The sequence below is a fragment of the Pseudomonas sp. C9D1 genome (genome assembly GCF_056491235.1).
In genome coordinates, this window is the sequence record NZ_JBSZIE010000001.1 from 1815440 (window position 1) to 1827584 (window position 12145).

At 69.3% G+C, this 12145-nt stretch carries 8 protein-coding genes; 2 read left to right on the top strand and 6 right to left on the bottom strand.

From position 1 onward, the window contains the following. Window positions 1-43 precede the first annotated feature (43 nt). On the top strand, window positions 44-3508 hold the full coding sequence (locus ACXI0U_RS08370) for a response regulator (RefSeq protein ID WP_479550008.1): 3465 nt from the start codon (window positions 44-46) through the stop codon (window positions 3506-3508). A 33-nt stretch (window positions 3509-3541) separates the two neighbouring features. Here ACXI0U_RS08370 and ACXI0U_RS08375 read toward each other — a convergent pair whose 3' ends face one another. The 6 genes from ACXI0U_RS08375 to ACXI0U_RS08400 all read right to left on the bottom strand — a co-directional run bounded on the left by ACXI0U_RS08375 (window position 3542) and on the right by ACXI0U_RS08400 (window position 11903). Further along, entirely contained in the window at window positions 3542-6520 is a 2979-nt protein-coding gene (locus ACXI0U_RS08375) for a bpX6 domain-containing protein (protein WP_479550009.1), read from the bottom strand. Further along, on the bottom strand, window positions 6517-8358 hold the full coding sequence (locus tag ACXI0U_RS08380) for a hypothetical protein (RefSeq protein ID WP_479550010.1): 1842 nt from the start codon (window positions 8356-8358) through the stop codon (window positions 6517-6519). The genes ACXI0U_RS08375 and ACXI0U_RS08380 overlap by 4 nt, the downstream gene beginning before the upstream one ends. Before the next feature lie 2 nt (window positions 8359-8360). Continuing rightward, a complete protein-coding gene (locus tag ACXI0U_RS08385; RefSeq protein ID WP_431484053.1) occupies window positions 8361-8795 on the bottom strand; it encodes a bpX5 domain-containing protein in 435 nt (144 codons plus the stop codon). Next, window positions 8792-9949, bottom strand: a complete 1158-nt coding sequence (locus ACXI0U_RS08390; RefSeq protein ID WP_479550035.1) for an AAA family ATPase — start codon at window positions 9947-9949, stop codon at window positions 8792-8794. The genes ACXI0U_RS08385 and ACXI0U_RS08390 overlap by 4 nt, the downstream gene beginning before the upstream one ends. 81 nt (window positions 9950-10030) lie before the next feature. Continuing rightward, a complete protein-coding gene (locus tag ACXI0U_RS08395; RefSeq protein ID WP_479550011.1) occupies window positions 10031-10933 on the bottom strand; it encodes a hypothetical protein in 903 nt (300 codons plus the stop codon). Between the two features lie 757 nt (window positions 10934-11690). After that, a complete protein-coding gene (locus ACXI0U_RS08400) occupies window positions 11691-11903 on the bottom strand; it encodes a hypothetical protein (RefSeq protein WP_479550012.1) in 213 nt (70 codons plus the stop codon). Here ACXI0U_RS08400 and ACXI0U_RS08405 point away from each other — a divergent pair. Next, a partial coding sequence (locus tag ACXI0U_RS08405; RefSeq protein WP_479550013.1) for a hypothetical protein occupies window positions 11902-12145 on the top strand: 244 nt, incomplete at its 3' end. The two genes, ACXI0U_RS08400 and ACXI0U_RS08405, sit on opposite strands and share 2 nt — an antisense overlap.

A 12145-nucleotide genomic window follows, 5' to 3' on the forward strand; every position in this document is an offset into this window, starting at 1 on the left:
CCGCCCGTTTCCGGGTTTCGCGCATTCAATTCAGGGAAGGCCGATGAACGCCACCGCCAGCATCGACGAACGCAGTTTCCGCCGTATCCTCGCCCGCAACGTGGCCCTGCCAATTGGTGTCGGCGTGCTCGGCGCCACGCTGTTCATCGCCCTGATCGGCTACCTGCTCTACGTGCTCAGTTGGGTCGAGCACACCGACAAGGTCATGGGCAAGGCCAACGAGGGCTTTCGCTACACGCTGGACCGCGAGTCCAGCCTGCGCGGCTACCTGATCGCCGGGGAGGAGGTGTTCCTCGACCCCTTCGAGGACGCCGGGCCGCGCCTGGCGTCGCGGATGGACGAGCTGGCCGAGCTGGTCAAGGACAACGCCGTCCAGTTGGAGAAGGTGCGTCGCATCGAATCCATGCAAGAGCGCTGGAGCACCTTCGCCCATGAGATGATCGAGCGCCGCCGCGCCAACCAGGACATCACCACCGCCATCCGCGAGAAACGTGGCAAGCAGTTGGTGGATGGCATTCGCCAGACCTTCGCCGAGTTCATCACCGCCGAGCAGCAACTGCGCCACGAGCGCAACGAGCGGGCCAGCAACACCGCCGTCTTCACGGTGGTTGCCTACCTGCTGTTCAGCTTTGCTTTCAGTGGGCTGCTGGCGTACTTCGGCCGGCGCGAGCTGCTGGGCCTCTCCAGCACCTACGGCGCGACGCTGGAACGGCAGCTCGCCGACAACCAGAAACTGCAGCAGCAGGCCTGGCTGCGCGAGGGCCAGTCGCACCTGGCGGAGTGCATCATCGGCCAGCAATCGTCCACCAGCATCGGTCGCGCGGTGCTGGATTTCCTCGCTCAGTACCTCGGCATGGTGGTGGGGGCGCTCTATGTGCGCCAGGAGGATGGCGAGCTGCGCCGCGTGGCGGATTACGGCTTTTCCCCCGAGGAACAGGCCCGCGACCAGGCCTTCGCCGATGGCGCGGGGATGGTCGGGCAGGTGGCGGTCGAGCGCCGTACCCGGGTGCTGGAGGGACTCGCGCCGAGCTACCTCAAGGTCAACTCCGGGTTGGGCAGTGACGAGCCGGTTTCAGTGCTGCTCGCGCCCACCGCCACCGAGGGCAGCGTCAACGGCATCGTCGAGCTGGGCTTCCTGCGGGCGCTGGATGAGCGTGACCAGGCCTTCCTCGATGCCATAGGCGGCAGCCTGGGGGCCTCCCTCGAGGCGGCGCGCTACCGCCAGCGCCTGCACGACATCCTCACCGAGACCCAGCAGCTCAACGAAGAGCTGCAGGTGCAGCAGGAGGAGCTGCGCACCGCCAACGAAGAGCTGGAAGACCAGTCGCGGGTGATCCGCGAATCCCAGGCCAGCCTGGAGACCCAGCAGGCGGAGCTGGAACAGACCAATGAGCAGCTCAACGAGAAGACCCTGCGCCTGCAGGAGCAGCGCGACACCCTGGACGAGCGCAACCACGCCCTCGACCAGGCGCGCAAGGAGCTGGAGCGGCGTGCCGACGAGCTGGAGCGGGCCAGCCGCTACAAGTCCGAATTCCTTGCCAACATGTCCCACGAGCTGCGAACGCCGCTGAACAGTTCGTTGATCCTCTCCAAGCTGCTGTCGGAGAACCGCAAGGGCAACCTCGACGAGCAGCAGGTGAAATACGCCCAGCTGATCTACTCCTCCGGCAATGACCTGCTGCGCCTGATCAACGACATCCTCGACATCGCCAAGGTCGAGGCCGGGCGCCTGGAAATCCGTCCCGAGCAGACCGAGCTGGCGCGCCTGGTGGAGGGCCTGGAGAACCTCTTCCGGCCGCAGGCGGCGGAGAAGTCGCTGGTCTTCGAGGTGCAGGTGGAAGCCGCCGCGCCCAGGCAGTTCTTCAGCGACAGCCAGCGGGTGGAGCAGATCCTCAAGAACCTGCTCTCCAACGCCTTCAAGTTCACCCAGGAGGGCAGCGTGCGCCTGCGTGTGCGGCCCGCCGACAATGGCATCGCCTTCGATGTCGCCGACACCGGCATCGGCATCAGCGAGGAGCAACGGGGCTTCATCTTCGAGGCCTTCCGCCAGGCCGACGGCACCACCAACCGGCGCTTCGGCGGCACCGGCCTGGGCCTGTCCATCTCGCGCAACCTGGCGGAGATGCTCGGCGGCACCATCGAAGTCAGCAGCGAGCCGGGGCAGGGCAGCCTGTTCACCCTCTGGCTGCCGGAAAACTACCTGGCCAAGGAAACCGCACCAGCCCCCGTCGAGCCCGTGCAGTTGCCCGAGCCACCGCGCCTGGGCGACGAGAAGCCGGAGGCGCCGAGCTTCCCCGACGACCGCGAGCTGCCCCACCGGGGCGGACGCTGCGTGCTGGTGATCGAGGACGAGCCCAAGTTCGCGCAGATCCTCTACGACCTGGCCCACGAACTCGGCTACCGCTGCCTGGTGGCCCACAGCGCCAGCGAGGGCCTGCGCCTGGCCGGCGAGCACGGGCCGGATGCTGTGCTCCTCGACATGCGCCTGCCGGACGACTCCGGCCTCTCGGTGCTGCAGCGGCTCAAGGAGAGCTCGCGCACCCGGCACATCCCGGTGCACATCGTTTCCACTGACGACCGCACCGAGCCGGCGCTGCACCTGGGCGCCATCGGCTACGCGCAGAAACCCACCACCCGCGAGCTGCTGGTGGACGTCTTCTCGCGCCTGGAGGCCAAGCTCACGCAGAAGGTCAAGCGCGTGCTGGTGGTCGAGGGCGATGCGTCCCAGCGCGACAGCATCGCCCGTCTGGTGGGCGACGAGGACATCCAGGTGGTCACCGCCGAGCGCGGCCAGGAGGCCCTGGAACAACTGCGCGAAACCCAGTTCGACTGCATGATCATCGACCTCAAGCTGCCCGACATGCATGGCAACGAGCTGCTCAAGCGCATGGCCGCCGAAGACCTCGGCGCCTTCCCGCCGGTGATCGTCTATACCTCGCGCAACCTTACCCGCGACGAGGAGGAGGACCTGCTCAAGCACTCGCGCTCGATCATCATCAAGGGCGCACGCTCCCCCGAGCGGCTGCTGGACGAGGTCACGCTGTTCCTGCACAAGGTCGAGTCGTCCCTCTCCAGCGACCGCCAGCGCATGCTGCAGACCGCGCGCAATCGCGACAAGGTATTCGAGAAGCGCAAGGTGCTGGTGGTGGACGACGACGTGCGCAACATCTTCGCGCTCATCAGCGCGCTGGACGAGAAGGGCGCCCAGGTGGTGACCGCGCGCAACGGCCAGGAAGCCATCGATAAGCTTGACGAGAACCCCGACATCGACCTGGTGCTAATGGACGTGATGATGCCGGTGATGGACGGTTTCGAAGCCACCCGGCGCATCCGTGAGGAGCCACGCTGGGCCAAGCTGCCGATCATCGCCGTCACCGCCAAGGCGATGAAGGACGACCAGGAGCAATGCATGCGCGCCGGCGCCAGCGACTACCTGGCCAAGCCCATCGACCTGGAGCGCCTGTTCTCGCTGATCCGCGTGTGGCTGCCGAAGCTGGAGCGCTTCTGAAGCAGGGCGCGGCGAGGGTCGCCGCGCCGCTATTCAGTTGCGCAGTACACGGAGCTCGCTGGTCAGGGTGTCCAGGCGCAGCAGGCGCCCGGTGTGGTCGAACAGCCGCCAGTCGTGCTCCAGGGAGCGGCTTTGCAGTGGCGTATCGGACGGCCATTCCAGCTCGGCGCAGGTCTTCAGGGTGCGCGGGTTGAGCAGCCGCCAGTGCGTCATCTCCGTATCCGTCGCTGTGCCGAGGAGCAGCCAGCCGTCGACCAGCTTGAGGTTCGTCTTGTCGACCTGGTCCGCGCTGACGTCCGGTAGGGCGATCTCGCGGCTGCCGCCGTGGGTGTGTATCAGCAGGCTCTGCTCGCCCGCCTCGTTGCCGCGGAACCAGACTTCCAGCAACCCGCCGTCCGGGTTGGGGACGTAGAACCCCCCTTCATGGCGGGACGGCAGCACCTCGTAGCGATGGGTCAGGCGCCGCGTTGGCAGCGCGTAGCGCCAGAGCTCGGTGCCGCCGCGGCCATCTTCCACCAGCCATTGCTCGAAGCCGGCGCAGCCCTGGAAGGCGAGCAAGTGCCCCGGCAGGTCGCTGACGTGCCAGACCACGGCGAAGGCCCGGTCGACATCCACCACGCGCACGCTGCGGCTGTTGCCGATGGTCCAGGAGGTGCCGTCGAATTCATAGGCGTGGAAGTCCATCGCCAGCACGCCGAGGTCGGTGGCCTTGCGGCTGACCAGGTCGAGCTTGGTGATGCGCCAGACCTGGTCGCGTCGGGCCAGCGCCAGGGCCGCGCGGCGGTTGCGGGCGAGGAAGATGCGGTGGCCGGGCTCGGCGAAGCGGAACAGCGTTCGGCCCAGGTCGTCCAGCACCGCCAGGCCGGCTTCACCCAGGGCCACTAGGGTGCGCCCCTCGGCCAGGGGCGCGGCGTCGAGGATGGCCCGCTGGCCGGCCGGCGGAGCCTGCCACTGCAGAGGCGGGTTCTGTTGCAGCAATGGCGAGGCGTCCTGTTCCGGCAGCCCCTTGGGCGGCAGGTCGGCTTGCAGCAGCTTGTCCTGGCTGAGGTTGAGCAGGCTCTGCAGGTCGCGCCGCGACAGGTTGACCCGGCTTCGGGCGTGGTCTTCCAGCAGGGGCGGCAGTACCAGCCGCGCCAGCCGTTGCAGCTGTTCGTTGCTGCGGGTGCGGGGCACGGTGCCGACCCGGTTCAGCGCCTGGGCCAGGGCCAGGCGCTCGCCGGCCAGTGTCGGGTCGTCCCGCAGCGACTTCAGGCGTGCCGCGTAGGCATCCAGGGTGTCGGGCAGCAGCACGGCGCGCTTCACCAGGGCTTCGGCACTGAGGCCGCCGCCGGCTTCCTCGGCGCACAGCAGCCACTGGGCGGCCAGTTCCTGCTTGTCCGGCAGCGGCCAGATGACGTCCACGGCTTCCAGCCAGTCGCCTCGGGCCACCAGCATCTCGGCCCAGTCCTGGCGCAGGCGCTGCGCGGCCTGGGGCCACTTCTTCTCGAGCATCTCCACGGCATTGGCGAAGGCGTTGTCGCGGCGCGCCACCTGCAGCGCGGTGCGCCAGTCGCCGGCCAGGCAGTGCAGGCGCACGATGCTGTCGGCCGGCATGTCCCAGGCCAGCGCCAGGTCGGCGGTCTGGCGGAAGCGCAGGTGGCGCTCCAGGTAGTCCAGGGCTTCCTGGCGAGCCTTGAGCAGCTCGGCGAGGATGAACACCGCTTCGTCGATGCGCCCCTCGCGGTCGAGCTTCTCGAAGTGCTGGCGATAGAGCGTGCGCAGGTGCGCTTCGAGGTCTTCGCCCAGGGAGATGGCGGTGCCCGGGCCCGTGCGCTTGCCGAGGTCGAGATCGTCACGCCGCGTCGGCGTGCCGAAGGCCTGGCCCAGGTTGCCCTGCTCGCCGCCCAGGGGCAGCGCGTGGCGCAGGGCTTCGGCGATGTCGCCTTCCTCGAACATCTTCAGCATGCGCCGCATGTAGGCACTCTGGCGGCGGTTGAGCAACTCGCTGAACTTCGAGGTGATGGCCAGGGAGGTGAGGAAGCGCCGCCAGGCGCTCGGCCCGCGTGGAGCCTGGGTGGCGCGGGACTTGATGGGCGGGGCGGCTGGGGCCTTGGCCGGTACCTGCGCCGCCGCTTGAGCAGGCGCCGAGGGCTGGGCGGTCCAGCCTTGCGGGTCGCCCTTGAAGAAGCGTCGCAGCGCGGCGAAGAACAGCATCGCGATAAGCACCGCAAGGGTGACCAGGATGACGATCAGGACGGTGTCCGAACCGTCGCTTGGTGCTTCCACCACCGGTGCCACGTTGAGGGTGGGCGGCGGGAGGTTCGTTGGTTGCCTCATCGCATCGCGGATGAAGTTGCCCACCATCATGATGGCGAACAGCGACAGCCAGAAGGCCCAACTGGCGCTGATCCCCGACTTGCCGGAGACAGCGCGTGAGGGGGCCTTGCGCGGGGTAGGTTTGCTGGCGGTGCCTTGGCCGGCGGCGGCCTGCTGCAGCAGCGACTTGAGGAAGGCGTCGCGCTCCGGGCTCGGCGGCTTGACCTTGCCATCGAGGATGGCGTGGATGTCCTTGATCGGCGGCAGCACCTCCAGCATCGGCGGCGGCAGGATGGCACGGCAATCGTAGGTGTCCAGCAGCGGGTAGCCGTCGAGGGCGATGTGCTCCTCCAGGGCCAGGCGCCGGGCATCGACCAGGCGCAGTGCCTGCACCCGGCCGCCACGCACCAGCCAGAGATCGGCGGCCGGCAGCGTTGCGCGCTCTTCGGCGGACAGCTCCGCGGAGCACAGGCCTCCACTCTTCAGCGCCAGCAGCGGCCAGCCGACCAGGCCGTCGCAGTCCATGGGCCGGGCGCTGGCGAAACGCAGCAGGTCACCTTCGGCGAAGCGCCAGGCGCTGGCGTCGGCGTGCCAGTGGTGCAATAGCAATGCCGTACGTTCCTCGGCGCCCAGCCAGTCGGCCGGCAACCAGAGCCCGGCTACCTTGTGGCGGCCCTTGAGCAGCGGCTGGCGAACCTGCGCATCCGGCGCGTTCATGGCTGGGCTCCTTGCTCATCGGCCAGGGTGCATTGGGCGCGCAGGCGCACCACTCGGTGCTGGCTGCAATACACCACCAGCTCGCGGGCGTGGGTAAGGATGGCTACCAGGCCGCTGGCGGGGCAGACGCTGAGGCGGGCGATGGGATCGGGGGAATCGAAGAACCTGCAATGGGGGCTGCCGTCGTACAGGCTCAGGCCCTTGCGGTCGCTGGTCATCAGCACCAGCGACAGGGCCTGGGTTTCGCGATCGGCTACCAGGCCTTGGGCGCTCCAGCCGCCGGGCACATCGAGTGTCCAGTCCTCCGCGCCTTCGCCCTGAAGCCCCTTGGGGCGGCAGAGCCGCCATTGTTCATGGGGAGTGGCATCCATCAGCAGGGCACAGGCGGGCAGGGAGTACGAATTGGCGACGCGGGCGATGAAGGCCTTGCAGGTGCCGCCGGCCTCACCGATGCGCAGGCGAACATTGGTCCGGTGGCTCGACAGCATTTCCTGCAGGACGACGCTCTGGTCGCGCTTGTACAGGTAGTAGAGCCGGCCGTCCTCGAAGCTGGCCATGGCCAGCACATCGGAGTCCAGCCGATGCAGGGGCGGCGGTTCGTGGCTCGCGGCCTGCTTGTCGCGGTTCCAGTACGAGCAGGTGCCCGGCGGCATCCAGCAGGTACAGGCGCTGGCCGTTGTGATTGCTGTTGACCAGGGCCAGCGGCAGCAGGTTGGCGGTGCCCGGTGGGGCTTTGAGCTCCTCCAGCGGCGGGCGCTTGATGGCGCCGAAGCCCTGCAACTGCCAGAAACGCAAGTAAGCGCCGTGTCCACGATGGCGCCGAGGCTCTTGCCCTGGAAGGCCATGGCCAGCGGCTGGTTGCCGGCGGGCCAGTTCTGCCGGCGCACCTTGGTGACGATGTTCTTTTTGCCGTGGGGCGGTGGCAGCTTGAACACCAGCGCGCCCTTTTGGTCGAGTAGCGTCAGCGCCACCATCTGCCCGGAGCGGGCGATCACCGGCGGCAGGGTCAGGGCCACCCGCTGGGTGTGCAGCACCCCAGGTTGGGCGAGTGCCTGTGGCCCGGGCAGGGTCATCAGGCCGAACTGCCCGCTCAGCAGGCGCTTGCCGATGGCGGGTGGCGGCAGCGGCAGGTCGAGGCTGCGACGGCTGCGGGCCTGTTGCAGGGCGACCTCCAGCGCCTTGCCATCGAGGTGGGTGGTGATCTGCAGGCCGTGGCTGATATCCGCGTCTTCGGCCGTACCGCCGATCAGCCAGCGCTCGTCCGGCTCCGTCGGCAGCGCCTCGATCATGGCCTGCCAGGTTTGCCAGTGGGCGGGTTCGGCAGCCGTCCAGCTGCGGGCCTCGAGCACCCGGTTGAGGTCGGCGGGGCCCTGCAGGCCGTCGTGCCAGGCCGGGCGTTGGAGGATGCCCCAGCGCAGCTCGCCGTCGGCTTCCCGCGCGCGGCGGGCGAGAAGGATCAGCATCGCCAGGTGGGCCAGGCGCGGTGCGCCCAGTTGCCGGGGGCCGGCGTCGAACAGGGCGACGATCAGCCGGCTGCTGTGCCGTGCACGCTGCTGGGGGGCGAGGAACAGGTGCTCGCCGCCGGCGGCGCGGCGGAGGAATTCATCGGGAATCTCGTCGGCCAGCAGCCATTCGCTGGAGAGCAGCCGCTCATAGGGCCCGCGTCGTTGCAGGTCACCCAGGCCATCGGGTTCGGGCGGGCCGTTGGGCGTGCGCTCGCGGAAGGGGCCGACCAGGGCTTGCAGGCGGCCGAGCATCGCGGCGAGCTGTTCGGCGAGTTCCGGGGCCACGCCTTCCAGCAGGGGGTGCCAGGGCTTCAGGGCGTCGGGCAATTGCATGGTCAGCGTTCCTGCCAGTGGTCGAGGATGCGCGCCAGGTGGCCCTCGGAGAGCGGCAGCTGTCGGTCCAGCGGCACCGCCCTGGCCGGCGTGGGCCAGAGCAGCAGGGGAGCGCGGCCGTGGCGCCGGGTGAGGGCGCGGGCGAGCAGGTCCAGCGGCGCATCGGGGCTCAGCCGGGTCGGCAACCAGAGTTCGGGGGCCAGCTCGCACGGGGCGGCGTAGTCGATGCCGTCCACCCAGGGCAGGGCGGCGGGCTCGCCGATCACCACCAGCAGGTCATCGCTGGCGGTGGCGTGCAGGCTCGCCAGCTGTTCATCGGGCAGGGCGGACAGGCGCGCATGCAGGCGCCGGGCGGCTTCGCCCCAGGCCACGGCGGCACGGGGTTCCAGGGCCTGGGCGCAGGGTTGCCAGCGCCAGGCCTGCTTCAGGGGGCTCATGCGGGTGTGGCGAGGCGGGCGACCAGGCGCTCACGCAGCTCGGCCAGCATCGGCGGCAGGGCGTCGGCAAGGAAGTTGGCATCGATCTCCCGCAGCACCGCTTCCACGCTCGTGCCCTGGGCGTCGTCCAGGCAGGCGCGGGCCTCTTCGGCCAGGCGGCTGACCCGCGACAGCGGCTGCAGGGTGGCTTCTTCCACGGCGTTGAACAGGTTGTCGTTGCTGGCATGGGCGAACAGCTCGCGCAGCACCTCGCGGCCGTGCTGTTGCGCCTCCTGGGTCGGCAGCACGTAGAGCAGCGGCCAGAGGTCGGCCTCGGTGGCGTGCAGGCGCCCGCCGAGCAGCGCGGCGGCGGCGATCAGGCGCTGGGACTTGACGATGCGGCGGTCCGAGAGCTGCACGCCGGCCTGGCGCAGGCGGCGGATGGCATCGGCCAGTGCCGGGCGCGCGGCGTCCAGGTTCACCGTTTTCATGGCGCGGCCGAGGGTGTCGAGGTAACCCAGGTTGTGCTGCCCGACGATGGGCGTCTGCTCGGCCTGCCAGCCGCCGGCGAGCATGGCTTCGAGCTGGTGGTCCGGTACCGCTTCGACGAACAGGTGCAGCAGGAAACGGTCACCGAAGGCGGCCAGGGCTTCGTCCTCGGGCAGGCCGTTGGCGGCGCCGACACAGACCCGCAACGGGCAGTCGAGCTGGGTGTGGCCACGGCGGAAGCGCCGTTCGTTGAGTACGCCGAGCAGGGTGTTGAGGATGGCGGTGGAGCCGAGGAATACCTCGTCGAGGAAGGCGATGTCGGCTTCCGGCAGCATGCCGCTGACGTCGGTTTCCACGGTGCCTTCGCGCAGCTTGCGCAGGTCCACCGGGCCGAACAGTTCCGACGGTTCGGTGAAGCGCCCCAGCAGGTACTCGAAATAGCGCCCGCCCATGGCCTGGGCGACGCGGCGCACCACGGCACTCTTGGCGGTGCCGGGCGGGCCGACCACCAGCAGGTGCTCCTGGGCCACGGCGGCGAGGACGATGAGTTCGGCGAGCTGGTTGCGGCCGATAAGGCCGGTGGTGGCGGTGCGGATGGCGTCCCTGATGTGCCGGGCGGCCTCGTGGATAGCGTTCGAGACTGCTTCTTCCCTGTGAGCGAGGTGCGGATTTTCCGGGAAAAGCAGGCGCTGTCAAAGCGCTATTACGGCAGTTCGTCGGCTGGTGCACATCCCGGCCCGGCTCCGTGTGGAGCCGGGCCGGATGGCTCAGTCGATGGTGGGCGAGGCCAGGCGCACGCCGCGCGGCAGCTTGGCCAGGTAGCTCCACAGGGCATTGGCGATGGCGTTGTGGTTGAGGCCGTCGCCGAACAGCTGCTGGCCGATGCACAGGCCGAGCTGGCGGTAGCTCTCGAACTGGGCCTCGTCGAAGAACTGGTCGGCGGTGCTCTGGTTGGGGAACACCGGGTTGGCGCGGGCGTAGTTGAACACGTCCACCGGCAGCGACTCGATCAGCCGCGGCTTGAGCAGGAGGATGCGGCTGGTGAGGGTGCGCGGTGCCTCGGCATCGTCGCGCTCGCCGCTGCTGAAGACGTTGAGCAGCATGGCGCAGCGACGGTCGCCGGCGGCCGGCGGCTGGCGGAAGCCGTCGAGGCTGGAGAACACCTGGGACAGCAGCGGGTGGTCGAGCACGTCGCTGTCTTCCTCGATCTCCAGGGCGTGGTCGATGCGCGACAGGCGGATGAGGTTGGCCAGGTCGTCGAAGCGGTAGTCCGGGTCGCAGCCGCAGTCGCACATGACGATCAGCTCGATGTCCCGCTGCGGGCGCACCAGTTCGTAGGTGGCGGTGCTCTCGAAGTGGCCGCCGTCGGTGAGGTAGAGCTTGTCGCGGCGATGGCCGTGGAAGTGCGCGGTGAGTTCGTAGAACAGGTAGGTCTGCGCCGGCAGCCAGCGCGACAGGCGCTCGGAGTTCTTCGACGGGCCGGCCTGGCGTGGCGGGAAGTTGCTCTGCCACCAGGTGCCCAGGCGCACGTTGGCCAGGCCCAGGGCCAGGGAGGTGCCGAGGCTGGTGGCGCGGCCCAGGCCGGTGCTGAAGGCGGCGCCGGAGGTGGCCACCCATTGCCGGGGACAGCGGCTGGTTGTCTCGCCCTTGCCGCTGGGCGGGATGCGCACCTTGCGCTCGCCGTCCGAGATGAAGCTCGCCCGCTTCGGCGTCCGGATTGCCGGGGCGTACCGGGTGGGGCCCGGGCCACGCACAGCGGCTTGCCCTTGCGGTCGCGCTGCACCAGCTGCTCGGAGGGGTCCACGGTGAGGTTCATGGTGACGTTGATCAGGTGCAGCGGGCCGGCGGTGCGGGTGCGGTAGTAGGCGTCCAGGGCGATGTCGTCGTGGGACAGGGTCTGCGCCACGCTCATGCGCTTGCGGCTCTGCCGGCTGGGCACGTCGAAGCGCTGGCCGTTGGAGGCGCCGAGGTAGGCGCGGGTCAGGCGCGCGGCGTAGAAGGCTTGCAGGGTGGAGAGGTTGATGAAGCCGATGAACTGGCCGGAGACCCACGCCAGCAGGGCGGCGACCACCGCGAGGCCGATGAGGCGTTGCAGGGCATACGGTGGCATGGCGTCCGGGCCGGGCACCTGGCCGTTCCAGGCCACCCATTGCACCAGCAGGCCCCAGACCAGGGCTATGCACACCAGCATCACGGTGCCGGCGACCAGGGCGATCACATCCAGCGGCAGCTTGCTCAGCCAGCTGGGCAGCGGCTTGTCGTCGGAGGAGCGGGCCAGGTGGCGGGCGATCCAGGCCAGCGCCGGCAGCAGCGCGGCGGGGGCGGAGGCCTGCCAGTAGCCCTGGGCGAGCACCACATAGAGCTCCTGGGCCAGTTGGTGGAGCAGCGCCAGGGCCAGCAGGGCAGCGGTGAAGGTGATGGACTGGCTCAGGCGCGGGTCACCCGCAGGCGGTAGTTGCGCACGTTGTTGGCGTCGAGGCCGGCGTCGTCGCGGCTCGGTTTGCGTTCCTGGGTGAACACCAGCGCGGCGCACCAGAGCAGCCCCAGCACGGTGACGACGATCACCAGCCACAGCAGGATTTCCACCGGGTTGGTGGTGTCGGGCGTGTGGGATTGCAGGTAGATGGCGGGGATGGCCATGGCGATGATGATCACTACCGCGCAGAGGGTCGCCCAGTTGGCCCAGGGCTGGGGGTTCGTCCTGGCTCTTGCGCGAGTAGATCAGCCAATAGGCGAGCATCAGCGGCGCCACGCTGAGCAGCGTCACTACGCCGGGCACCAGCAGCAGGCTGCCGCAGAAGGGACTGCCCGGCCAGAAATGGCAGACGGCGCCCTGGGTGAGGGCGATCAGGGCCAGCACCAACAGCATCGGCGGGTCATTA